Genomic DNA, 22,084 nt, shown 5'->3' on the forward strand with positions numbered 1-22,084 from the left:
CCACACGATACTTACACTGAAACGAACCGGCGAAGGCTTCGGGCATTCAAGCTCAGCTTGTGATGCGGCCCGGAGCCTTTTTGGCGACCGGATGAATATGGATTCCAAAGGCAGAAAAGGGAGCGGTGTATATGGCAACATGCTGTGGCAAGCAATCTGAAGTGAAGAGCGGCCATGCCGTCAGACGGGTTGCGCTGGTCGGCAATCCCAATGTGGGCAAGAGCGTTCTCTTCAACGCCCTGACTGGAGCTTATGTCACGGTGTCCAACTATCCGGGGACCTCGGTGGAGGTATCGCGGGGCACGGCTGCCATCGAGGGGCAGGAATGGCAGGTCATCGACACTCCCGGCATGTATTCGATTCACACCATCACCGAAGAGGAGCGGGTTGCCCGGGAGATCCTGCTGCACGAGACCCCCGACGTGGTGCTGCATGTACTGGACGCACGCAACCTGGAGCGGATGCTGGCCATGACGATCCAGCTGATCGAAGCCGAATTGCCGGTGATCCTGGTAGTCAATATCATGGACGAGGCCGAGCGCATGGGGCTCAAGATCGACCTGGCCCTGCTGCGCGAGCGTCTGGGAATTCCGGTGATCGGGGCTGCCACGGCGCATAAGCGTGGCATGGACGAGATCCGCAGCGCCATTGCCGGCTACTGCCGCACTGATGGCGCAGAGGGGCGGTTTCCCTACAGTCGCCTGCTGGAGCATGACATCAGGGAGGTAGCCGCTCTCATGGAGGGGGACTACATCCTTTCCCGCCGTTCCCTGGCGCTGCTTCTCCTGCAGCAGGACGAGGAGATCATCGGAATGGTGCGCCAGCGTGAGGGGGAACGGTATGCAGTGCTGGCAGAAAAGGTGCGCGAAATCGCCTTTGAGCGCCGTGAATCGTTTCACCTCGACCTGTCGCTAGAGCGCAAGGAGATCGTCAAGAAGGTGGTCCGCGATGCCTTCATCATACCCGACAAGCGGGTGGTGACCTGGCCCGACCGCCTTGCCCGTCTTGCGGTGCAGCCCCTGACCGGCGTACCGCTGTTGTTGATCGTGGTCTATTTCGGCCTTTACAAGTTCGTCGGTGAGTTCGGCGCCGGTACTCTCGTCGATCTGCTGGAAGGCAAGCTGTTTGAAGAGCTGTTCAACCCCTGGGTCACCAGTGTCGTGAAGGGGCTCATCCCCTGGGAGATCATCCAGGAGCTGTTCGTGGGGGAGTACGGCATCATCACTCTGGGGATCCGCTATGCCGTCGGCATCATTCTGCCGATCGTGGCCACCTTCTTCGTCTTTTTCTCGTTTCTGGAAGATACCGGCTATTTTCCGCGCCTGGCGCTCCTGGTGGATCGCATCTTCAAACGGTTCGGCATGAGCGGGCGGGCGGTGATCCCGATCGTGCTCGGCCTGGGCTGCGATACCATGGCCACCATGGTGACCCGTACCCTGGAGACGGTGCGTGAACGGATCATTGCGACTCTGCTGCTGGCCCTGGCCATCCCCTGTTCGGCCCAGATCGGCGTCATCATGGCGCTGCTCTCCAAGACCCCCGGCGCCTTGGCTGTCTGGGGTGCGAGCATACTGCTGCTGTTCATCGCGGTCGGTCTGCTGTCGGCCAGGCTTCTGCCGGGCGATGCCCCCATGTTCTACATGGAACTGCCTCCCATGCGGCTGCCGCAGTTCAGCAACGTGCTGACCAAGACCTATACCCGTATGCAGTGGTATTTCCTGGAGATCCTGCCGCTCTTCATCCTGGCGTCAGTGCTGCTCTGGCTGGGCAAGATCACCCACTTCTTCGAAAAGATGGTGGAGGCCATGACGCCGGTCATGGGGGCCATTGGTCTGCCCAAGGAGGCTGCGGTTGCCTTTATCTTCGGTTTTTTCCGCCGCGATTACGGTGCTGCCGGGCTCTATGACCTGCAGACCAAGGGGTTGATGAGTGCCCGCCAGCTGACAGTGGCGGCCGTGACCCTGACGATCTTCATTCCCTGCGTGGCCCAATTCCTGATCATGAAGAAGGAGCGCGGCTGGAAGGTGGCCTCCGTCATCGGCCTGTTCGTCAGCTTCCTGGCGTTCGGCAGCGGCTACGCCCTGAACCAGTTGCTGCTGGCAACCGGAATTCTCACGTAGGGCAAGGGGGAATCCCCGGAGCATTCGCCTGAAAGCTTTTTGCCACAGAGGACACAGAGAAATTATGAAGGTCTTTTCCTGTGTCCTCTGTGTTCTCTGTGGCTAAGACAGTTTTTATGGTTTAATAACGATTCAACAGGGGCGCATGCATATTCCCCGGTATGGTGGCATACGATGATATGCGGTTTTTGCGGGTACGAGTTCGATGAGAGCGAAGGCAAACGCGGCTGCGGCGGCTGCGGCGGCGGGTGCCATTCTGTCCACTGCCCGCGCTGCAACTACAAAAATCCGGCGGAACCGAAATTCATCGGCACACTCAAAGGCATATTGAAACGCAAAGGAGATTGACATGAAGCTGTCCGACAAGGCGGAAGAGATCCTGGAAGCGCTGTGGATCGCAGTGGAGGAAGAGGGGGCAGCGTTTCTGGACCCGGAGAAGTCGGGCATCGCGATACAGGATCCGGCATACGCCGAACTGACCGGTCATACCCTGGTGGAGATCCGCCAGGGCATGGTCTACTTCCGACCGGAAGGGAAGGAGGAGGGGCGCATGACCATCCGGCGCCACCGCCTGGCTGAACGCCTGATGATGGACGTGCTCAATATCCGCGGCGAGGACGGCGATTACAAGGCCTGTCAGTTCGAGCACCTGCTCAACGAAGGGGTGGACACCAAGGTCTGCACCATGCTCAATCATCCCGTCACCTGTCCCCACGGCAAACCGATTCCTCCCGGTGAATGCTGCGCCGCAGCCCGCGCCCAGGGGGATCTGGGGGTCGTGCCACTGACCGAGTTCAAGGCGGGCCAGGAGGGGGAGATCGCCTACATCCAGACCGAGGACAACAAGAAGATGCAGAAACTGATGGCCATGGGGGTGCTGCCAGGCAACAAGATCGCCCTGGTGCAGTCATTCCCCTCCTACATCTTCAGGGTGGGCTTTTCGGAATTTGCCATTGATACGAATCTCGCCAAGGAGATTTTCGTCAGGAAATAGGGCCCTGGCGAGCCGGGAAGGTTGACAAGCGGCTGACCGGGAACTTAATATAACCGCACCGCTTCCAATTCAGAAAGGCTTCTATGAAGGTTATCATTCTTCTCGGCGACGGCATGTCGGACGAGACATACGAACAACTGGGCAACAAGTCGCCGCTTCAGGCGGCCCAGACACCAAATATGGATTTCATGGCTCGCCATGGCCAGGTGGGACTGGCCAGCACGGTTCCCGCCGGACTGCCTCCCGGCAGTGACGTTGCCAATCTTTCGGTCTTCGGTTACGACCCGCGCAGCTGCTATACCGGCCGCTCGCCGCTGGAGGCTGTCAGCATGGGGGTCGAGCTCGGTCCCGAGGACGTCGCCTTCCGCATGAACCTGGTGACGCTCAAGCCCCACGGCACCAAACTCTACATGGAGGATTTCTCCGCCGGCCATATCTCCACCGCCGAAGGGCGTGAACTGGTGGAGACGCTTCAGAAAGAGATCGGCAGCAAGGAGATCGAATTCCACGCCGGGGTCGGCTACCGCCATTTGATGGTCTGGCGTGGGGGCAAGGACGGTATGAAATCCACACCTCCCCACGACATCACCGGTAAGTCGGTGCTGGAATATCTTCCCAGCGGGGAGGGTGCCGAACGGCTGAACGAGATCATGAACCATGCCCAGATGGTGTTGCATGGTCACCCCCTCAACAAACAGCGCAAGGACGCACATAAGCTGCCGGCCAACTCGGTCTGGCTGTGGGGGCACGGCAAAACGCCCCGCATCGACAGCTATCAGGAGAAATTCGGGCTCAAGGGCGCCGTCATTTCAGCGGTTGACCTGATCAAGGGCATCGGCCTCTGCGCCGGCCTGGACAGCATCGCGGTCGTGGGAGCCACCGGCTACATCGATACCAACTACCTGGGCAAGGCCCAGGCTGCCCTGGCTGCGCTCGAAACGCACGACTTCGTCTACGTGCATGTGGAGGCACCGGACGAAGCGTCCCATTCCGGCAGAATGGACCATAAGCTGCAGGCCATCGAGGATTTCGACCGGCAGGTGGTCGGCACGGTACTGGAAGGCATCAAGCGCTTCGGTGACTATGCCATTCTCTGCACGCCGGACCATCCGACGCCGGTACGCCTGATGACTCACACCGCCGAAGCGGTGCCTTTCGTCATCTACCGCGGCGGCAGCGGTGCGGGCAACGGTGCAGCTTCCTACGACGAGCAACAGGCCCACGCTACCGGACTGGCGGTGGAGGGGCACACGCTGATGGAGATGCTGCTGAAGAATTAGCCATTGCCGGTTTCAGGCGTGGAAACACAAGAAAGGGCACCGTAACGGGTGCCCTCTTTGCGTTTGCAGCAGCGGAAGTTTGGACGCCGCCCTGCCCTATAAGGGATGTCAGCGTGCGAATGTATCGATGATCCAGCGTGCGATGCTCCGGCTGGGGGGCAGGATCGGCAGGGCGTCAACCGGAAACCAGCGGGCATCCTCCAGCTCGTTTTTGTCCACCTGGATATCGCCGCCGGCATAATCGGCCACGAACCCGGCCATGAGCTGGGCCGGGAAGGGCCAGTTCTGACTGCCGACATAGCGGATGTTCTCGGCGATAATGCCGGTTTCCTCGCGGATCTCGCGCAGGGCGCATTCCTCGAGCGATTCCCCGAAGTCGAGGAATCCCGCCACCAGGCTGTAGCGTCCGGCGGGCCACTCGGCCTTGCGGGTCAGCAGCACCTGGTTGCCCCGTTTTACCAGGACGATGGCGCAGGGGTGGATGTGAGGGTAGTGCTCTGCGCCGCACTCGCGGCAGCGTCTGCCCCAGGTGCCGGAAATGTTGTCGGTCTCAGCTCCGCAGCGGGAACAGTGCCGGCCATTACTTTCCCAGTGCAGGATCTGTTTGGCAAGTCCGGAGATGGTCAGGGTGCTTATATCGAGCCGGTTTTCGCTGGCGTTGAATGCTTCGGCAGTGAGAGGGGCCTGCAGTTCGAGGCTGCTGCTGACGGTAAAGCCCCGCAGCGGTTTACCCCGCCACAATCCGATGTACAGCGGCGCCTGATCCGATTCCAGCCAGGAGGGCAGTTCCCCTTCGGGCAGGCTCGGTGCTCCTCCCGGTTGTTCCTGTACGATGATGCCGCCACCCCGGATGATCGCCCAGTAGCCCGGTTCGCGCGGTTGCTGCGGCAATGGCGTGCATGGCTGGAATTCACTCCTGATGGAGGAATAATTGAAAGGAAGATTGATCTGTTCGGGATAGGGCATGGGGGCCTCGTGCGCCCGGCTGAAATGCCGGCTCGAAATGTGTATCTCCTTGTCTAGCAACTTCGGTCAGGGCTGTCAACCCTTGCGGACCAGCTCCTGTGCTTGACTGTACGGATAAAAACCGGGATAATGCTCCCGATGCCTGCTCTGAAACCCACACCTAAAATCCTCACGACACTTCTCGTTCGCGTCTGTCTCTCGATTCTACTGGTCTGGTACCTTTACTGCCTGCTGGTGCCGGCCGGGAAGGGCGCCGTAACTCGCGACGTTTCATTTCCCGCGGGCAGCGGTATTCGCAAACTGGCTGCGGACTTGAAATCGGGCGGCATCATCCGCAGCACCTGGCACTTTGTCCTGGTCAGCCGGCTGAGGGGGCAGGCCCAGCGGCTCAAGGCAGGTGACTATCGCTTCAACGACGGTATGAGCACGGCTGAGATTCTGCGCAAGGTTGCTGCGGGTGAGGTGGATTTCAGGCGTTTTGCGCTGCCGGAAGGCTACTCGATCTATCAGGCAGCGGAGCTGCTGGAACAGCAGGGTATTTTCAAAAAAGATGTCTTCCTGGAGAAGTGCCGCGACAGCGCTCTTCTGGCGCGATTGGGTGTTCCGGGTTCCAGCGTCGAGGGTTATCTTTTTCCTGCGACCTACAATCTGTCGCTGAACGGCACCGAGGAGCAGCTGATCAGCCAGATGGTGGCGCACTTCAACAAGATGGCCGGCAGTCTCGATCTTACCGGACGATCCGGCCTGACGCTGCACAAGCTCGTCACCCTGGCCTCGCTGATCGAGAAGGAAGCGGTCAGCCCCGAGGAGAAGCCGCTGATATCTTCCGTATTCCACAACCGACTGCGTCTCGGCATGCCGCTGCAGAGCGACCCGACTTCGGTCTACGGTGTGCGGGCCTTTGCCGGGAAAGTCACCAAAAAAGACATCGGCCGTCAGTCAGAGTACAACACCTATCTCAATCGGGGCTTGCCCCCCGGTCCCATCGGCAACCCCGGCGCCGATGCCCTTCAGGCCGCATTGCAGCCCGCGGATACCCCCTATCTCTACTTTGTCGCCCGACAGAACGGAACCCACCAGTTTTCCCGCACTCTCGAAGAACACAACCGCGCTGTCAATCACTACCTCAGGCGTTGATCCATACATAAACCTTATCCGTGTTTGGATTCCGCGGGTTGGCCTTATTTTCCTGCCGGCACGAGATCGATGACAGTAACCTCCGGCGGGGCCAGGAAGCGTATGGGAGGACCCCAGGTGCCGCTGCCCCGGCTGACGTGCAGCAGAGAGCCGGCTTTGGTTCTCGCCGTGCCGCTCGTCTGGGGGTAGTGGAGCCGTACCAGCAGGTTGAAAGGAAATATCTGTCCCTGGTGGGTGTGTCCCGAAAGCTGAAGGTCGAACAAACCGTCGCTGGCAGGATGCACCAGCGGACGGTGCTTGAGCAGGATCTTGAAAGAATGGGGAGGCGTCTGCCGCAATAGTCCCTGTTCAGAAGCAGCCAACGCTTCCTTGCCCGCGGGGCCGGCAGGATCGTCGACCCCGGTTATTGAGAGGTACGGTGCGACCGCATATGATCCCCCCTGCAGCAACCTGAATCCCGCTGAACGGGTGAACGCCAGCGCATGCTCGGGTCCGGCATAAAATTCATGGTTGCCGGACACAGCGAATTTTCCGCGTGGCGCCTTTATATCTGCCAGCATACGCTCCATTCTGCTGTCGGCGGTGTCCCCCTCTCTGAGAGAAAGTCTGCCATCCACCAGGTCGCCGGTGGATACCAGGATGTCCGGTCCGGCAGCCCTGACCGCAGCCAGAATGCGCTCCAGTCGTGCTTCGCGTGTGATCAGCCCCAGGTGAACATCGGATATCTGCACGATTCTGATCCGGTTTACACCGGCCGGGATCTTGGCAGAGGGGACGGAGAGATACTCCGTGCGGATTGCCCGCGCTTCGAAGAACCCGTAGATCGTGGCGCTGATAGCGGTCAGCAGCGCAATTTCGCAGGTGCAGCGGGGAGAAAGCAGAACAGGGAAGGGGAGGTTGAAGAGGCTGGTGAATCCGGATGCGGTGAGGCGAAGGATGTCCAGGGTCAGCAGGGCCGCACCCAACAGGAACAGGACGCCCATCCAGAGATAGGCGGGCCAGGCCAAAGTCGTGGCCAGGCGGTCATGGCCGTGATGCTCGGCCAGCCTGACCAGTATCGGGGCTGCGACCATCAGGAGCATCAGTCCGGCCAGAAGGACGGTTACCCCCTGCGACAGCCGGAAGGCAGTACGCAGGCTGATCAGGATGTAGGCGTGCAGGCCGCCGTAAAGGCCCAAAAAAGAGATCAGGAAGAGGGACATGGCACATGCTCGCGGACACCACCGAAGGTCAGGCGGTGGACAATACAGGGCCCCAGTTGCCGGATGGCCTCCAGATGAGAGGCGCAGCCATAGCCCTTGTGTGCGGAAAATCCGTATCCCGGATAGTGCAGATCCAGTTCGCACATCAGGCGGTCGCGGGTAACCTTGGCAATGATCGAGGCGGCGGCGATCGAAAGGCTGAGGGAATCCCCCTTTTTGACGGTCTTCTGGGGGATGGGGGCTTCAATGGTGCTGATGCCGTCGATCAGCAGGAAATCGGGAATGGGGGAAAGCTGCGTGACCGCCTCCAGCATGGCCTGCCGTGTGGCCTGCAGGATATTGATCCGGTCGATCACCTCGGGCCCGACGATGCCGATGCCGACCGCCGAGGCCTGCTCCATGACCAGGTCGAACAGGCGTTCCCGTGTCTCAGGGGTCAGCTTTTTGGAGTCGTCAACCTCGGCCAGGCGCAGTCCCTCCGGCAGGATGACGGCAGCCGCTACCACAGGGCCGGCCAAGGGGCCGCGGCCGGCCTCGTCGATACCGGCAATCGCCCTGTATCCACGGCGTTGGGCCTGCTGTTCGAAGGTCAGGATATCAAAGGGGGGCGAGGCGAACAGTTCAGGCTGTGTCATTGCTGGTCCCCTAAATGCGAAAGGCCCCGCATATGCGGGGCCTTTCGGCGTGATTCAACTGTTACGCACCGGCCACGTATTTCTTTTCGCGGATCCTGGCTGCCTTGCCGCGCAGCTTGCGCAGGTAGTACAGCTTGGCGCGGCGGACATGACCGCGGGTGACGACTTCGACGGCTTCGATGGAGGGTGAGTGAATCGGGAAGACCCTCTCCACGCCGATGCCGTTGGAGATCTTGCGAACCGTGAACGACTCGCGGATGCCCCCGTTCTGACGGGCGATCACCACACCCTGATACGCCTGGAGGCGACGCTTGTCCCCTTCGACGATGGCCACCTGCACCTTGACGGTATCCCCTACTTTAAAAGCCGGGATGTTCTTCTTCATCTGCTCGAATTCAAGAAAATCGATGGTGTTCATTGGTACTTCCTCCTCTATGTCTCTATTGCTGATCGAATGAATCTACCGCGTTCCCCTCAGACGGTCGAGCATGATGGCAGCTGCCGAACGCACCGAGAGGTGATTATATGTGCCTGCCCCGGCAATGGGTGCCAGGATGTGGTCCGCTGACGCAAAGCACTCTTCCGTGAGACCCCAGCCGGTGCCGAGGAGCAGCAGGTAGGGCTGCCCGAGGTCAGTCTGCAGCATCTGGCGCAACTGGTCGAAACCGATGCTGCCGGAGCGTTGCGTTGCACCGGTGATTATCGTTCTGACCGGTGCCGAAAAGCCGCTTTGGAATTCTGCAACGGCTGTCTTGAGCTTATCGCAGATTCTGACGATATCGAGCGCTGCCTTGCGGTCCTTGTTATAGTCGGCGCCCCAACCCTCCTGCCAGTGCCCGGCGATGCGCTGGGCCAAGGTACGCTGATCGGCGGAGGGTGTCACGATATAGAAGCGGTCCAGGCCGAACGTTTTCGATGCGCGGGCGATGTCATGCAGATCGAGGTTCGTCAGCGCGGTCGTCACGGTCTCGCCATGCTTGTTGTAGACCGGGTAGTGCAGAAGCGCGATGGCCAGATTAACCGAAGGTGGTGTCATCTTCCCTCTCCAGTTCGGCCAGCAGCTTCCGGTCTTCCTTGTTCAGTTCAAAGCCTGCCAGCAGGTCGGGGCGCAAGGCTCGCGTCCTGCGCAGAGATTCGCGCCGCCGCCACTTCCTGATCAGCGCATGATTACCGGAAAGCAGAATCTCCGGCACCTTGAGCCCGCGAAAATCGGTCGGACGGGTATACTGGGGATACTCCAGCAATCCGTCGCAAAAGGAGTCGGTCAGTGCCGATTCTTCGCTGCCGAGTACCCCGGGGATCAGTCTGGTGACCGCATCCACGATGGTCATGGCAGCAATTTCCCCCCCGGACAGAACGAAATCACCGAGCGAGATATCCTCCTCGATGTACAGCTCGCGTATCCTTTCGTCGATCCCCTCATACCGGCCGCAGATGATGATCAGGCCCGGCAGGACCGCCAGTTCCGATGCGACCGCATGAGTGAGGCGCCGTCCCTGGGGGGAGGTCATGACTACCCGGGAAGCGGGCTGCAGCGTCTTGACCGCTTCGATGCAGGCAGCCATCGGCTCGACCTTCATCACCATTCCGGCGCCGCCGCCGTAGGGAGTGTCGTCGGTGACCTGGTGCTTGTCCGTGGCATAGTCACGGATGTTGTGCAGTGCTATGTCAATGAGCTGCTTGTCTCTGCCCCGCTTGATGATGCTCGCGTCGAAAGGTCCGACGAACATCTCGGGGAAAAGCGTCAGTATATCGAACTTCATAGGTCCAGCAGGCCTTCCAGTGGGGTGATCAGCATTCTGCCGTCGGCCAGGTCGACGCTGCTGATAACGTCGGCGATGGCAGGTATCAGATATTCCCGATCCTTGCCGGTGACCACATATATGTCGCTGGCGCCCGACTCGAAAATGTCACTGATGGTGCCGAGTTCGATTCCATCCACCGTGGCGACGGAAAGGCCGATCAGGTCGCACCAGTAATACTCGTCCTCTTCCGTTTCAGGCAACTGGCTCCGCAGGAGGCAGATTTCACTCCCTACCAGATGGAGAACCTGGTTGATGTTCTCGAATCCCTTCAGTCCGATCAGGAACTTTCCGCCATGGGCAACCAGACTTGCAACAGCGTGCTTCTGCAACGAACCATCCGACGACTTCAGCGTTATCGTGCCGGCTGCGTTAAGGCTTTCCATGTTACCGGAAAAAGAAAAAACCTTGAGCAGCCCCCTGATACCGTGGGTTCCGATAATTTTCCCCACGGGGACCAGCGTGTCAGGAGCAGGCATTATTCCACGATCTTGAGGATGGCTTTTTTGTTGTCCTTGGTGGAAACCGCATTGAGGATGGTACGGATAGCCTTGGCCGTACGTCCTTCCTTGCCGATGATGCGTCCCATGTCTTCTTTTGCCACGGTCAATTTTATGACCAGCGTATCCTCTTCCATCTCTTCTGCAGCTTGGACCTGTGCGGGATCATCGACGAGTGACTTGGCAATGGTTTCAACAAGTGCTTTCATGTCGGTTTCCTCTGCTGATTAGAATATCCGGAGTACCGGAGGTGGATGACGGATACGCTTTTTCGTCAGGCTGCCGCCTTGTCCAAAATGCCGGCTTTTTTGAGAAGCTGACGGACAGTGTCGGTCGGCTGCGCGCCCTTGCCGAGCCAGGACAGGATTTTTTCTTCGTTCAGTTTGAAAACAGCGGGATTCTTGGTGGGATCATAGGTGCCCATGTTTTCGATGAAACGTCCATCCCTGCGGCTACGCTCGTCGGCGACTACCACCTGGTAGAAGGGTCTCTTTTTTGCGCCTGCGCGTGCAAGCCTGATCTTTGTTGCCATGGTTTATCCTCCTGAGTTGATTCTTTTTTTTAAAGTTGTGAGCTGCTATGTACCCGGGCAGCGTAGAACTGCCGTTCATGCATCGAATCTATCCAAAGGGCAGCATACCCTTGCCCAGTCCGCCCATTCCTTTGAGCAGGCCTTTGGGGCCGAGTTTCTGCAATTGCTTCATGACCTTCTGGGCCTCGGTAAAGCGCTTGAGGAGCTGGTTGATCTCCTGAACCGTTGTACCACTTCCCTTGGCTATGCGCAGACGGCGGCTGCCGTTGATAATGTGATGATTGGCCCGCTCGCCCGGCGTCATCGAACGGATAATGGCCTCGATCCGCTTCAGCTCCTTCTCGCTCGGCTGGGCCCCCTGCATCTGCTTCATCATCTTGCCCATGCCCGGGATCATGCCCAGAATCGACTCAATCGATCCCATCTTCTTGATCTGCTGGAGCTGGGCGAGGAAATCTTCCAGGTCGAACTGGTTCTTCTTGAGCTTCTGCTGAAGACGGGCAGCTTCCTTCTCGTCAAAGACCGACTGGGCCTTTTCCACCAGGGAGAGTACGTCACCCATTCCCAGAATGCGCGAGACAAGCCGGTCGGCGTGGAAGATCTCCAGCGCGTCCAGCTTTTCGCCCAGACCCACAAATTTGACCGGCTTGCCGGTAACGGCCTTGATCGAGAGGGCTGCGCCCCCTTTGGCGTCGCCGTCAAGTTTGGAGAGAACCACGCCGGTGATGCCGAGGCGATCGTTGAAGCCGCTGGCAACGTTGACCGCTTCCTGCCCGGTCATGGCATCCGCCACGAACAGGATTTCCAACGGCTGAACCGCGCCCTGGATCTCGGCCAGTTCGTTCATCAGAAAATCGTCGATCTGATGACGACCGGCAGTATCAAGGATGACGGTGTCGTAGCCGTTCAGTTCGGCGAACCGCATGGCAGCGGTACAGATGTCGAGCGGCTTCTGGTCGGCCGAAGAGTCGAATACTTCGAGGCTGAGCTGTCTGCCGACAGTTTTGAGCTGCTCTATGGCAGCGGGACGGTATACGTCCGCCGGCACCAGCAGGGGACGCCGCTTCAGCCCTTTGATGTGTCGGCCGAGCTTGCCGCAGGTGGTGGTTTTTCCGGCCCCCTGCAGGCCGACCATCATGATGGCGACCGGCGGCTTTGCCGCCAGATTGAGGCTGTTGTCCTCGTGTCCGCCCATCACGGCAATCAGCTCGTCATGGACGATCCTGACGACCTGCTGGCCGGGGGACAGACTCTGCAGCACCTCGGTGCCGACCGCCTTGGTCCGGACCGCCTCAATGAAATCCTTGACCACCTTGAAATTGACATCTGCCTCAAGGAGTGCCAAGCGCACTTCACGCAGCCCTTCCTTGATATTCTCCTCGGTCATTACCCCTTGGCCGCGGAGTTTTTTAAAAGCAGATTCCAGTTTTTCAGACAGGCTATCAAACATCGTTGGTACGCCACTCGATGGACTAATAATTATAAAGAGGATAACTATAAAGTAGACAATTGAAAACTGTCAAGAAATATTTATTTTTCGGGAGTTCCGCTGGGACGCGACAGCGATCGATGAGTTGGGGGCCGAAACCAGGGCTGGAGGGCCATTGAGCGGGCAGCGCCGGCACAAGCCGGCGCATGCCGATTACTTCGCCACCCTGTTTCCGGCTCTCTGCGTATCCCGATATTCGCGGGCATTCCGTGCGGAAGGGATAAGGGGGATGAGCGTTTTACGGCCCAGTGAATTCGTTGTCAAAGTTTTACAACCCGGCCGGCCGTCAGCAGATTCTCGGCCGTGGTGAGCATGTTGGTGGTCTCTCCGACGCGCGGTTTTTCCTTCAGTCCGAAGTAATCGAGACAGAGGCCGCAGGAAAGAACCTCCACTCCCATTCCCCGCAGTTTTTCCAAGGCTTCGAACACATCCGACCCTTCGGTGCTGAGCAACACGCCGGTGTTCATGAAAAAGATGCGGGTGGGGCAGGACCGGGTTTCCAGCAGGGTGTGAATGAAATTCTTCATCAGCAGTCTTCCCAGGTCTTCCGGCCCGTCTCCCAGGCGGTCGGAGGTGATCAGCAGCACCAGATCCTCCTGCATGCCTGCTTTTTCCCCCTGCGGCACAGCGGAGTCGCCTGCCGTCAAATCGACTGCCCAGCCATCTTCCAGGCGCCGTTCGGAAACTTTGAACCCGCGATTGCGGGCAAAACGTGTTACATTTTCAAATGGTGCGCCGTCGTCCAGCAACACCTGCAGCTCGGGCTGCTCCTCCAGGGCCCTTTTGACGGCGATTACCGGCGCGGGGCAGGACATGCCCCTGCAGTCGATGACATTCATATTTCGGTAGTCTCCTTCGAAGAAGTGTCCTTCGCATTCCAGATGACGACGTATTCCGTCGATTGATACCGGGCAACGAATTCCGGCAGGAGCTGTTCACGCTCCAGGTCGTGCATGATCGACTCCCTGTGTTCCTCTTCGAACCGGATGGCAAGCCCGCAGTCGGTCTGAAGCTGGCGGGGGGCCGGCATAAGCAGCATCGGCAGACGGTGCTCCTTGAGGAGCGACTCGGCCTTCATCACGCGGTGGGCCGAATTGAATACCGCCAGCAAATTTCCTTCTTTCACCATCAGTCGATTCTCCATGGCATCGGTCTCCAGGCGCGCCATAAGCGGATTGACAAACCAGACGCTTGTTTCTACTATGCCTGAAAGGAGTGGCTCCATGCAAGCACCAATCCCGACGATCGCCGGACTGCTCACCCTGGCGTTTCTGATCAGCGTCCCGTGCGGTTATCTGCGCGGGAACTACAGGAAGTATTCTTTCATGTGGTTTCTGCTGATCCATATTCCCATTCCGCTCATCGTATTCTTGCGCATCAAGGCCGGGCTCAACTGGCATGTGATTCCTTTGACACTGGGAGGAGCGGTGGCCGGACAGGTCGTGGGGGGCATCATCAGCCGCCGGAAGAGCCGACATGGCTAAGCGATCTCGAATGCGCCATCCCCGGCTTTTGTCGGACCTTCTAGAGGATGGCCTGAAGGAGCTGGGAATTGCCGGACGCCTGCGTGAAGCTGCCATCTGGCGGATCTGGCCTGAAGTGGTCGGCCCGGCGGTCGCTTCCCGCGCACAACCTTTGCGCATCATCGATGGTGCCCTCACCGTCGCTGTTTCCAGCGGTCCCTGGATGCAGGAGCTCTCTTTCCTGAAGGAGATGATAAAGCAGAAACTGAACGCCAGGCTGGGGGGAGAGGTTGTCAGGGATATCCTCCTCCGGTCAGGAAAGGTGGCTCAACCGGTCGTCTCCGCCGAAGAATCCGCACCGCTGAAGAATAAACTGACCGAGCATCAGTTGCAGATGATTGAAGAACAGGCTGCCACAATTTCCGATGCCGAAACCCGGCGTGCCTTTGCCGAGTTGATGAAGTCCAGTCTCGAACTGAAGCGGTGAACGATGTGACGGACTCCATCAACGATGACACTCCCGAGTGGGATGCACTGTGCCACCAGTGCGGCCGCTGCTGCTTCGAAAAGCTGGAAGATGCTCGCGGCAGGATTATCTACACGCAGAACGCCTGCCGTTACCTCGATGTCATTACCCGCCGCTGCAAAATATTCGGGCGCCGTTTCGAAATCAATCCCGAATGCGTCAAGCTGACCCCCGAACTGGTACCGCAGCTGCATTGGCTGCCCAGAGACTGCGCGTACCGTCCCCCCGCTGCCAAATACAAGCAGAAGGAACGCCGCGACCGCCGGAAGCGGCAGCCTTAGGCTATTCCGTCCAAATTCGGAGCAACGCCTCGTAGAAACCCATGGCTGCATCAGCCGGAAACGTGGCCCGATGGCACTTCTGTCCAGGCTCCCGGAACGTCGATCTGCATCCGTCGCTCCGGGTGTATTCCGTAATCCCGCCACATTCGTGTAACGGCGCAGAAAAAACTCTCTTCCGTACAGGCTGTGCACCGCGCGTCGGTGCCATCTCATTCTCCCATCGATAACAGCCCGGCCCGGAGCAGCCGGGAAAAAAGCCCCGCACTGCAGGTGAGACACGCAGAGCGAGGCCGGAAATGATTCCTCTGTGCTTGTGGGTCAGCTTCTTGTCAGCTGGCGGTACTTGATGCGGTGGGGGATTTCCGCTGCCGCTCCCAGTCGCTTCTTTCTGTCCTCTTCATACTCGGAGTAGTTGCCTTCGAACCAAGTTACCCGCGACTCCCCTTCAAAAGCGAGGATATGCGTGGCGATCCGGTCCAGGAACCAACGGTCGTGGCTGATGACCACGGCGCAGCCGCCAAAGCTCTCCAGGGCCTCCTCCAGTGCCCGCATGGTATTGACGTCGAGATCGTTGGTCGGTTCGTCCAGCAGGATCACGTTGGCTCCGCTCTTGAGGATCTTGGCCAGATGAACCCGGTTGCGTTCCCCCCCCGAAAGCAGGCCGACCTTTTTCTGCTGATCGGAACCGGAGAAGTTGAAGCGCGAAACATAGGCCCGGGAATTGACCGCCACCTTGCCCAGTTGAACCATGTCCTGCCCTTCGGAGATCTCTTCCCAGATATTCCGGTCCGGATCCAGGGCGTCGCGGCTCTGATCCACATACGCCAGCTGTACGGTGTCGCCGATCCGGAACGAGCCTGAGTCGGGCTGGTCCTGGCCGGTGATCATGCGGAAGAGGGTCGTTTTGCCGGCACCGTTGGGGCCGATGATCCCCACAATGCCCCCGCGCGGCAGCCGGAAGTTCATCCCCTCGAACAGGAGCCGGTCACCGAATCCCTTGGCGACATTGTCGGCCTCGATGACGATATCCCCCAGACGAGGCCCGGCCGGAATGAAGATCTCCAGTTCCCGTGCACGTTTCTCGCCGGTTTCCGCTGCCAGTTCCTCGTAGGCGCTGATGCGGGCCTGCGATTTGGCATGGCGTCCCTTGGGGGACATCCTGATCCACTCCAGTTCGCGCTGCAGGGTCCGCTGGCGGTCGCTCTCCTGCTTTTCCTCCACTGCCAGACGGTTCTGCTTCTGTTCCAGCCAGGATGAATAATTCCCTTTCCAGGGAATTCCCTCGCCCCGGTCCAGTTCGAGAATCCAGCCCGCCACATTGTCCAGGAAATAGCGGTCGTGGGTGACCGCGATGACCGTACCGGGGTAGCCGTGCAGGTGATGCTCCAGCCAGGCCACGGTTTCCGCATCCAGATGGTTGGTCGGTTCGTCCAGGAGCAGGATGTCCGGTTTTCTGAGCAGCAGCCGGCACAGGGCCACACGACGCTTTTCGCCGCCGGAGAGCACCTTCACGGGTGTGTCGCCTTCGGGGCAGCGCAGCGCATCCATGGCCATTTCCAGCCGGCTGTCCAGGTCCCAGGCATCCAGGTGGTCAAGCTTTTCCTGCAGTTCGGCCTGGCGCTCGCACAGCTTTTCGAAATCTGCGTCCGGTTCGGAGAACTTGTCGGTAATGGCATTGAATTCAGCCAGAAGATCGACTGTTTCCTGGACCCCTTCCTCCACGATCTGGCGCACCGTCTTGGTTTCATCCAGCTGCGGTTCCTGCTCCAGGTACCCGACGGTGTAGCCGGCCGAGAGCACTGCCTGGCCGTTGAAATCCTTGTCCACCCCTGCCATGATTCTCAGCAGCGAACTCTTGCCGGAACCGTTCAGGCCGAGCACGCCGATCTTGGCGCCATAGAAGTAGGAGAGGGAGATATCCTTGATGATCGGTTTTTTATCGTAAAATTTGCTGACCCGCATCATGGAATAGATGATTTTGTTCGGTTCGATTGCCACGCTGAAACCTCCTGATTTTACGTGCTGAAAGGAAAACTTCTTTTACACGCTCGGCCCTGCGGCTGTCAACCGCTTTGGCGTCCCGGCCCCTTACAGTCCGGATGCAGGCATTTGCTTGACAAACCCGGCCTGAAAATTATTATTAAGCAATATTTTTACTCTGATCACACGCGGCATGAAAGGAGCCATACCATGAGCATCGATGTGCAGGAGGCTGTGAAACGTTCGATCCAGACCGAAAAGAATGCCATGAATTTCTATCACATGGGTGCCCTCCGCATGAAGGACCCGGATGCCCGCCGGATGTTCGAAACCCTGGCACGGGAGGAACGTGAACATGCCGGGCATTTTTACCGGATCTACCGCGGCAGCGACATTCCCTCCCTGGATGCCTTCCTGGATGCCCCGCCCGATCACCAGGCCGCCTGGATGTCTTCCCTGGAGCGTCTGATCGAATCCGATTTCAACGAGAAGAAGGCTCTGGAACTGGCCATGGAAAAGGAAAAGAATCTGGAAGCGACGCTGCGTGAAACCGCCGCGGAAATCGAAGACGGCGAAGTGCGCGCGGTGTATGAACTGAATGCCCGCGAAACACACAATCACTACCTGTTGATCGAAGCCGAATATGCCCGCATCATGGGCATGGTGGACGAGTCGGAGATGGATACCTACGTACGGGAGTAATCACGGTCTTCACGTTTTCCCACGGCAGTGCCTCAACGGCCCATTCTTTCTGGAGGATGGGCCGTTTTGCTTGTAATTCCTTTTGATTACCGCCATCTGCATGTGCTATAAATCCAAACCTCTTGCCTATGACATTCCCACACTACGAGGCCTTTTTTTATGTTGCTTCGCACCGCCATTCCGGCATTGACAGCCTGTGTGCTGTTTTCCGCATGTTCGAAGAATCAAGAAAAGCCGCGCCCCCGGCCGCCGGCCTTGGTTGCGGTTGCGCCGGCTGCCCAACGGGATGTGCCGGTACAGCTCAAGGCTGTCGGTACGATGGAGGCCTCGGAGAGTGTCGTCGTCAAGACCCAGATCAGCGGCGAGCTGACCAAGGTGGCATTTCGCGAGGGGCAGGAAGTCAACAAGGGCGATCTCCTGTTCCAAATCGACCCGCGCCCCTATCAGGCTGCCGTGAGGAAGGCCGAGGCTACCCTGGCCCGTGACAGGGTGGTGATGGAGAATGCCCGGGCCAACTATGAGCGCTATCGCCACCTCGTCAAGGAGGGCATTGTCACCCAGGAGCAGGCCGAAGCTTTCCGCACCACCGCCGATGCGGCCGCTGCTAGCGTAGCGGCTGATCAGGCCGAGTTGGAGAATGCCCGCGCCCAGCTTTCCTACTGCACGATCCACTCGCCGATCAGTGGCAGATTGGGCGCCCTGACGGTCGACCGTGGAAACGTGGTCAAAGCCAACGAAACAGTATTGGTCACGATCAACCGGATCAGCCCGATCCATGTCTCCTTTACCATCCCTGAAAAAGAGCTGCCTGAAGTCAAGCACCAGATGAGCATCGGCAAACCGGCCCTGGAGGCGGGGGTGGGTGGCGCCGCCGGCATAAGCGAAAAGGGGATTCTGTCATTCATCGACAACACGGTTGATCCAACCACCGGAACGATCAGGCTCAAAGGAACCTTCGAGAATGTGCAGAAACGACTCTGGCCGGGCCAGTTCGTCAACATCTCGATTACCATGGCCGTGAAGCCGAATGCGGTGGTGGTTCCGACCCAGGCTGTCCAGATCGGCCAGAAAGGGCCCTTCGCCTTTGTCGTCAAGCCGGACGCCACGGCCGAAGTCAGACAGGTATCGACCGGCCCGGCCGACCAAGGGATGACGGTCATAGAAAAGGGGCTGCAGCCGGGGGAGCAGGTAGTGGTGGATGGACAGATACGGGTGATACCCGGCGCCAAGGTCGAGATCAAGACCGAGAAGGAACCGCCGCTGGCAGCCGCACCCGCGGCACCCAAGCCTGCCGATAACGGAGCGGTAGCCGGACGATGAACCTCTCCGAACTGTTTATAAAGCGTCCGATCATGACCAGCCTGGTGATGCTGGCAATCATGATCTTCGGCCTGTTCTCCTATCGGCTGCTGCCGGTCAACGACCTGCCGACCATCGATTTCCCCACCATCCAGGTCAGGGCCGACCTGCCGGGCGCCAGCCCGGAAACCATGGCCTCGGCAGTGGCCACGCCGCTGGAACGCCAGTTTTCGACCATCTCCGGCCTGGACTCCATGACCTCCACCAACGGCCAGGGGATTTCAATCATCGTTCTGAAGTTCTCCCTGGAAAAAAGCATCGACTCTGCGGCCCAGGACGTGCAGTCCGCCATTGCCAAGTCGGCCCGCCAACTGCCCCAGGACATGCCCACCCCGCCGTCCTACCAGAAGGTCAACCCGGCTGACCAGCCGGTCCTGTACCTGACACTCAGTTCTCCCACGCTGCCCCTGTCCGAGGTGAACGAATTCGCCGACACGGTCATCTCGCCCCGGATCTCCATGATCAACGGCGTGGCCCAGGTGCTGGTGTACGGCTCCCAGAAATACGCCGTGCGGGTCCAGCTCGATCCCAAGGCCTTAAGCAGCAAAAAGATCGGACTGGATGAGGTTGCCGCGGCCTTGGCCGATTGGAACGTCAACCTGCCGACCGGAGGTCTGCAAGGGGACCGGCAGGCCTTTACGATCCAGGCCAGCGGCCAACTCTACCGGGCCGCCGACTTCAAGCCCTTGATCGTTGCGCAGCGCGGCGGCGCGCCGGTGCGTTTGCAGGACATCGCCCAGGTAAGCGACAGCGTCGAAAACGACAAGATCGCCGCCTGGTACAACACCAAAGGGATCTCCACCCGGGCGATCGTAATGGCCATACAGCGGCAGCCCGGCACCAACACCATCGAGGTGGTCGACAGCATCAAGCAGCAGATCCCCAACTTCCGCAGCCAGTTGCCCGCCTCGGTAGAGCTGAATACCCTGTTCGACCGGTCGGAAACGATCCGCGAATCGGTGGCGGACGTGAAATTCACTCTGCTCTTGACGATCGCGCTCGTGATCATGGTGATCTTCCTGTTTCTGCGCAATCTTTCGGCCACCGTGATCCCGAGTCTGGCCGTGCCGCTTTCGATCATCGGCACCTTTGCGGCGATGTATGTGCTGGGGTTCTCGGTCAACAACATCACCCTGATGGCCCTGACCCTGTCGGTCGGTTTCGTGGTGGACGACGCCATCGTCATGCTGGAGAATATCGTCCGCCACATGGAGCATGGCGAGCAGCCCCGGGAGGCCTCGTTCCGCGGCTCCAAAGAAATCGGCTTCACGATCATCTCCATGACCATTTCCCTGGTGGCGGTCTTCATCCCGGTGCTCTTCATGGCCGGCATGCTGGGCAGGATGCTGCACGAATTCGCCGTCACGATCACCTGCGCGATCCTGATCTCCGGTGTGGTATCGCTGACTCTGACGCCGATGCTCTGCAGCCGTTTTCTGAAACCGCCGGCCGAGGAGACGCACGGGCGATTCTACAACGCCATGGAGCGGCTGTTCGATGGCCTGCTGCGCCTGTACGAGCGCTCCTTGTCCAGGGTGATCCGTTTCCGGCGCACCACCATGATCGTGACGTTCGTCATGACCGTCGTCACGGTCTGGATGTTCACGCGCATGCCCATGGGGCTTTTGCCTTCGGACGATATTGGCGCCATCCAGGCGACCACCGAGGGGGCGCAGGGGATTTCATTCGAGGATTTGAAGCGGCAGCAGCAGAAACTGGCCGATATCGTGCTCCAGGAGCCCAATGTCGAGGCGTTCATGTCATCGGTGGGGGCCACTGGGTCGCGGGTCGGCGGCAACAGCGGCTCCATGTTCATGAAGCTCAAGCCGCGCCACGAGCGCACGCTGAACGCCGACCAGATCATCCAGAAGCTGCGCCCCAAGGTTGCGGAGGTGCCGGGCATCATGATGTTCATGCAGAATCCGCCACCGATACGCCTGGAAGCGACCACGACCAAGTCCGCGTACCAATTTGTGCTGCAAAGCCCGGATACCGAGGAGTTGTATCGCCAGGCGGCGGAATTCGAACAAAAGGTGCGCAACCTGCCGATGCTGCAGGACGTGACCAGCGACCTGCAGATCAAGAACCCCCAGGTGAGCCTGGACATAGACCGCGACCGGGCCGCGGCCCTGGGGGTAACGGCCCAGAAGATAGAAGATGCGCTCTACTCGGCCTACGGTTCGCGCCAGGTTTCCACAATCTACTCGCCAACCAACCAGTACCAGGTGGTGATGGAACTGGAACGTCAATACCAGCTCGATCCGACAGCCCTGGGGCTCTTGTACGTCCGCTCCTCTGCCAATCAACTGGTGCCGCTGTCGTCGTTGGGTACCCTCCGCAACACTCTGGGGCCCTTGTCGGTCAATCATCTCGGACAGATCACCTCCGTGACGATCTCCTTCAACCTCAAGCCGGACGTGCCGCTGGGGAATGCCGTGTCAGCCATCGAAAAAGAGGCCAAAAACCTGCCCGCCTCGATCACGACCGGGTTCCAGGGCACCGCCCAGGTCTACCAGGCTTCCACCAAGGGTCTGGCGCTGCTGCTGGTGATAGCCATCCTGGTGATCTACATCGTGCTCGGCATCCTGTACGAGAGCTACATCCACCCCCTGACGATCCTTTCCGGCCTGCCGTCGGCCGGCTTCGGTGCCCTGGTCACCCTGCTGATCTTCGGCAAGGATCTGAACCTGTACTCCTTTGTGGGCATCATCATGCTGGTCGGCATTGTCAAGAAGAACGCCATCATGATGATCGACTTTGCCCTGGAGGCCCAGCGCAACGAAGGCAAGAGCCCGGTCGATGCCATCTACCAGGGCTGCCTGGTGCGTTTCCGGCCGATCATGATGACCACCATGGCGGCCCTGATGGGTACGCTGCCGATCGCGGTCGGGTTTGGTGCGGGGGCGGAATCGCGCCGCGGCCTGGGCTTGGCGGTGGTCGGCGGCCTTTTGGTGTCGCAGCTTCTGACCCTCTATATCACGCCGGTGGTTTACTACTACATGGACCGGGCATTGCTGTGGCTGCGGAAGCGCTCGCCAAAAAAAGCTCAAAGGATGGCTTCGTTTTCCGATACAAAAATAATGACTGAATTTGATCAGTAACGGCTCGGGAGAGAA

Annotated in this window: 24 protein-coding genes; 11 read left to right on the forward strand and 13 right to left on the reverse strand. The window is 59.3% G+C overall.

What is annotated here, in order from left to right:
- The first annotated feature begins 131 nt into the window (after window positions 1-131).
- The 4 genes from feoB to GSVR_RS07355 all read left to right on the forward strand — a co-directional run bounded on the left by feoB (window position 132) and on the right by GSVR_RS07355 (window position 4,394).
- Window positions 132-2,120, forward strand: coding sequence for a ferrous iron transport protein B (feoB, locus tag GSVR_RS07340; RefSeq protein ID WP_173197237.1), 1,989 nt, complete (start codon window positions 132-134; stop codon window positions 2,118-2,120).
- Window positions 2,121-2,294: 174 nt separating this feature from the next.
- A complete protein-coding gene (locus GSVR_RS07345; RefSeq protein WP_173197239.1) occupies window positions 2,295-2,468 on the forward strand; it encodes a hypothetical protein in 174 nt (57 codons plus the stop codon).
- A 1-nt stretch (window position 2,469) separates the two neighbouring features.
- Window positions 2,470-3,114 (forward strand): metal-dependent transcriptional regulator, encoded by a 645-nt coding sequence (locus GSVR_RS07350; protein WP_173197241.1) that lies wholly within the window; start codon window positions 2,470-2,472, stop codon window positions 3,112-3,114.
- Window positions 3,115-3,197: 83 nt separating this feature from the next.
- Window positions 3,198-4,394 carry a cofactor-independent phosphoglycerate mutase gene (locus GSVR_RS07355; protein ID WP_173197243.1) on the forward strand — a complete coding sequence of 399 codons (1,197 nt, stop codon included), beginning with the start codon at window positions 3,198-3,200 and terminating at the stop codon, window positions 4,392-4,394.
- A gap of 108 nt (window positions 4,395-4,502) precedes the next feature.
- Here GSVR_RS07355 and nudC read toward each other — a convergent pair whose 3' ends face one another.
- Window positions 4,503-5,360 (reverse strand): NAD(+) diphosphatase, encoded by an 858-nt coding sequence (nudC, locus tag GSVR_RS07360; protein WP_173197245.1) that lies wholly within the window; start codon window positions 5,358-5,360, stop codon window positions 4,503-4,505.
- Window positions 5,361-5,498: 138 nt separating this feature from the next.
- Between nudC and mltG the strand changes: the two genes are divergently transcribed.
- Window positions 5,499-6,497: an endolytic transglycosylase MltG gene (gene mltG / locus GSVR_RS07365; RefSeq protein WP_173197247.1), complete on the forward strand. Its 999-nt coding sequence runs from the start codon at window positions 5,499-5,501 to the stop codon at window positions 6,495-6,497.
- Window positions 6,498-6,541: 44 nt separating this feature from the next.
- Here mltG and GSVR_RS07370 read toward each other — a convergent pair whose 3' ends face one another.
- From GSVR_RS07370 to GSVR_RS07420, 11 genes are all read right to left on the reverse strand, one after another.
- Complete coding sequence (locus GSVR_RS07370) at window positions 6,542-7,699, reverse strand: metallophosphoesterase (protein WP_173197249.1); 1,158 nt, start codon at window positions 7,697-7,699, stop codon at window positions 6,542-6,544.
- Window positions 7,684-8,334 (reverse strand): ribonuclease HII, encoded by a 651-nt coding sequence (locus GSVR_RS07375; RefSeq protein WP_173197251.1) that lies wholly within the window; start codon window positions 8,332-8,334, stop codon window positions 7,684-7,686. The genes GSVR_RS07370 and GSVR_RS07375 overlap by 16 nt, the downstream gene beginning before the upstream one ends.
- A 61-nt stretch (window positions 8,335-8,395) precedes the next feature.
- Window positions 8,396-8,752: a 50S ribosomal protein L19 gene (gene rplS, locus GSVR_RS07380; protein ID WP_173197253.1), complete on the reverse strand. Its 357-nt coding sequence runs from the start codon at window positions 8,750-8,752 to the stop codon at window positions 8,396-8,398.
- A 42-nt stretch (window positions 8,753-8,794) separates the two neighbouring features.
- Window positions 8,795-9,370, reverse strand: a complete 576-nt coding sequence (locus GSVR_RS07385; protein WP_173197255.1) for an RNA methyltransferase — start codon at window positions 9,368-9,370, stop codon at window positions 8,795-8,797.
- On the reverse strand, window positions 9,351-10,097 hold the full coding sequence (gene trmD, locus GSVR_RS07390; RefSeq protein ID WP_173197257.1) for a tRNA (guanosine(37)-N1)-methyltransferase TrmD: 747 nt from the start codon (window positions 10,095-10,097) through the stop codon (window positions 9,351-9,353). Before trmD ends, GSVR_RS07385 begins: the two co-directional genes overlap by 20 nt.
- The gene (gene rimM / locus GSVR_RS07395) at window positions 10,094-10,615 is read right to left on the reverse strand and encodes a ribosome maturation factor RimM (RefSeq protein ID WP_173197258.1); all 522 of its coding nucleotides are present in this window, start codon (window positions 10,613-10,615) and stop codon (window positions 10,094-10,096) included. The genes trmD and rimM overlap by 4 nt, the downstream gene beginning before the upstream one ends.
- On the reverse strand, window positions 10,615-10,845 hold the full coding sequence (locus tag GSVR_RS07400; protein ID WP_173197259.1) for a KH domain-containing protein: 231 nt from the start codon (window positions 10,843-10,845) through the stop codon (window positions 10,615-10,617). Before GSVR_RS07400 ends, rimM begins: the two co-directional genes overlap by 1 nt.
- A 65-nt stretch (window positions 10,846-10,910) precedes the next feature.
- Window positions 10,911-11,168, reverse strand: coding sequence for a 30S ribosomal protein S16 (gene rpsP, locus GSVR_RS07405; RefSeq protein WP_173197261.1), 258 nt, complete (start codon window positions 11,166-11,168; stop codon window positions 10,911-10,913).
- Window positions 11,169-11,256: 88 nt separating this feature from the next.
- Window positions 11,257-12,618, reverse strand: a complete 1,362-nt coding sequence (gene ffh / locus GSVR_RS07410; protein WP_173197263.1) for a signal recognition particle protein — start codon at window positions 12,616-12,618, stop codon at window positions 11,257-11,259.
- 299 nt (window positions 12,619-12,917) lie between these two features.
- A complete protein-coding gene (gene yedF / locus GSVR_RS07415; protein ID WP_173197265.1) occupies window positions 12,918-13,496 on the reverse strand; it encodes a sulfurtransferase-like selenium metabolism protein YedF in 579 nt (192 codons plus the stop codon).
- Window positions 13,493-13,882 (reverse strand): DUF3343 domain-containing protein, encoded by a 390-nt coding sequence (locus GSVR_RS07420; RefSeq protein ID WP_308936459.1) that lies wholly within the window; start codon window positions 13,880-13,882, stop codon window positions 13,493-13,495. The genes yedF and GSVR_RS07420 overlap by 4 nt, the downstream gene beginning before the upstream one ends.
- On the opposite strand from GSVR_RS07420, the gene GSVR_RS07425 reads away from it, so the two are divergent.
- Genes GSVR_RS07425 through GSVR_RS07435 form a run of 3 tightly spaced genes read left to right on the forward strand, consistent with a single transcriptional unit; the run spans window position 13,881 to window position 14,927 of the window.
- Window positions 13,881-14,141: a hypothetical protein gene (locus GSVR_RS07425; RefSeq protein ID WP_173197267.1), complete on the forward strand. Its 261-nt coding sequence runs from the start codon at window positions 13,881-13,883 to the stop codon at window positions 14,139-14,141. The two genes, GSVR_RS07420 and GSVR_RS07425, sit on opposite strands and share 2 nt — an antisense overlap.
- Window positions 14,134-14,607, forward strand: a complete 474-nt coding sequence (locus tag GSVR_RS07430) for a DUF721 domain-containing protein (RefSeq protein WP_173197269.1) — start codon at window positions 14,134-14,136, stop codon at window positions 14,605-14,607. The genes GSVR_RS07425 and GSVR_RS07430 overlap by 8 nt, the downstream gene beginning before the upstream one ends.
- A 5-nt stretch (window positions 14,608-14,612) precedes the next feature.
- On the forward strand, window positions 14,613-14,927 hold the full coding sequence (locus tag GSVR_RS07435; RefSeq protein WP_173197271.1) for a hypothetical protein: 315 nt from the start codon (window positions 14,613-14,615) through the stop codon (window positions 14,925-14,927).
- A gap of 318 nt (window positions 14,928-15,245) precedes the next feature.
- Here the strand turns inward: GSVR_RS07435 and ettA are convergent, their stop codons facing one another.
- The gene (gene ettA / locus GSVR_RS07440; RefSeq protein ID WP_173197273.1) at window positions 15,246-16,925 is read right to left on the reverse strand and encodes an energy-dependent translational throttle protein EttA; all 1,680 of its coding nucleotides are present in this window, start codon (window positions 16,923-16,925) and stop codon (window positions 15,246-15,248) included.
- Between the two features lie 192 nt (window positions 16,926-17,117).
- Here ettA and GSVR_RS07445 point away from each other — a divergent pair, with 192 nt between their 5' ends.
- From GSVR_RS07445 to GSVR_RS07455, 3 genes are all read left to right on the forward strand, one after another.
- Window positions 17,118-17,609: a ferritin family protein gene (locus GSVR_RS07445; protein WP_173197275.1), complete on the forward strand. Its 492-nt coding sequence runs from the start codon at window positions 17,118-17,120 to the stop codon at window positions 17,607-17,609.
- A gap of 159 nt (window positions 17,610-17,768) precedes the next feature.
- Window positions 17,769-18,929 (forward strand): efflux RND transporter periplasmic adaptor subunit, encoded by a 1,161-nt coding sequence (locus GSVR_RS07450; protein ID WP_173197277.1) that lies wholly within the window; start codon window positions 17,769-17,771, stop codon window positions 18,927-18,929.
- Window positions 18,926-22,069 carry an efflux RND transporter permease subunit gene (locus GSVR_RS07455; RefSeq protein ID WP_173197279.1) on the forward strand — a complete coding sequence of 1,048 codons (3,144 nt, stop codon included), beginning with the start codon at window positions 18,926-18,928 and terminating at the stop codon, window positions 22,067-22,069. The genes GSVR_RS07450 and GSVR_RS07455 overlap by 4 nt, the downstream gene beginning before the upstream one ends.
- Window positions 22,070-22,084: the final 15 nt, after the last annotated feature.

This window comes from Geobacter sp. SVR (genome assembly GCF_016865365.1).
In the GTDB taxonomy this organism is placed as follows: domain Bacteria; phylum Desulfobacterota; class Desulfuromonadia; order Geobacterales; family Pseudopelobacteraceae; genus Pelotalea.

Bases quoted from the DNA above. Each gene is read 5' to 3' on its own strand.
- feoB (WP_173197237.1), top strand. From the start codon at position 132: ATGGCAACATGCTGTGGCAAGCAATCTGAAGTGAAGAGCGGCCATGCC.
- GSVR_RS07345 (WP_173197239.1), top strand. From the start codon at position 2,295: ATGATATGCGGTTTTTGCGGGTACGAGTTCGATGAGAGCGAAGGCAAA.
- GSVR_RS07350 (WP_173197241.1), top strand. From the start codon at position 2,470: ATGAAGCTGTCCGACAAGGCGGAAGAGATCCTGGAAGCGCTGTGGATC.
- GSVR_RS07355 (WP_173197243.1), top strand. From the start codon at position 3,198: ATGAAGGTTATCATTCTTCTCGGCGACGGCATGTCGGACGAGACATAC.
- nudC (WP_173197245.1), bottom strand. From the start codon at position 5,360: ATGCCCTATCCCGAACAGATCAATCTTCCTTTCAATTATTCCTCCATC.
- mltG (WP_173197247.1), top strand. From the start codon at position 5,499: ATGCCTGCTCTGAAACCCACACCTAAAATCCTCACGACACTTCTCGTT.
- GSVR_RS07370 (WP_173197249.1), bottom strand. From the start codon at position 7,699: ATGTCCCTCTTCCTGATCTCTTTTTTGGGCCTTTACGGCGGCCTGCAC.
- GSVR_RS07375 (WP_173197251.1), bottom strand. From the start codon at position 8,334: ATGACACAGCCTGAACTGTTCGCCTCGCCCCCCTTTGATATCCTGACC.
- rplS (WP_173197253.1), bottom strand. From the start codon at position 8,752: ATGAACACCATCGATTTTCTTGAATTCGAGCAGATGAAGAAGAACATC.
- GSVR_RS07385 (WP_173197255.1), bottom strand. From the start codon at position 9,370: ATGACACCACCTTCGGTTAATCTGGCCATCGCGCTTCTGCACTACCCG.
- trmD (WP_173197257.1), bottom strand. From the start codon at position 10,097: ATGAAGTTCGATATACTGACGCTTTTCCCCGAGATGTTCGTCGGACCT.
- rimM (WP_173197258.1), bottom strand. From the start codon at position 10,615: ATGCCTGCTCCTGACACGCTGGTCCCCGTGGGGAAAATTATCGGAACC.
- GSVR_RS07400 (WP_173197259.1), bottom strand. From the start codon at position 10,845: ATGAAAGCACTTGTTGAAACCATTGCCAAGTCACTCGTCGATGATCCC.
- rpsP (WP_173197261.1), bottom strand. From the start codon at position 11,168: ATGGCAACAAAGATCAGGCTTGCACGCGCAGGCGCAAAAAAGAGACCC.
- ffh (WP_173197263.1), bottom strand. From the start codon at position 12,618: ATGTTTGATAGCCTGTCTGAAAAACTGGAATCTGCTTTTAAAAAACTC.
- yedF (WP_173197265.1), bottom strand. From the start codon at position 13,496: ATGAATGTCATCGACTGCAGGGGCATGTCCTGCCCCGCGCCGGTAATC.
- GSVR_RS07425 (WP_173197267.1), top strand. From the start codon at position 13,881: ATGCAAGCACCAATCCCGACGATCGCCGGACTGCTCACCCTGGCGTTT.
- GSVR_RS07420 (WP_308936459.1), bottom strand. From the start codon at position 13,882: ATGGAGCCACTCCTTTCAGGCATAGTAGAAACAAGCGTCTGGTTTGTC.
- GSVR_RS07430 (WP_173197269.1), top strand. From the start codon at position 14,134: ATGGCTAAGCGATCTCGAATGCGCCATCCCCGGCTTTTGTCGGACCTT.
- GSVR_RS07445 (WP_173197275.1), top strand. From the start codon at position 17,118: ATGAGCATCGATGTGCAGGAGGCTGTGAAACGTTCGATCCAGACCGAA.
- GSVR_RS07450 (WP_173197277.1), top strand. From the start codon at position 17,769: ATGTTGCTTCGCACCGCCATTCCGGCATTGACAGCCTGTGTGCTGTTT.
- GSVR_RS07455 (WP_173197279.1), top strand. From the start codon at position 18,926: ATGAACCTCTCCGAACTGTTTATAAAGCGTCCGATCATGACCAGCCTG.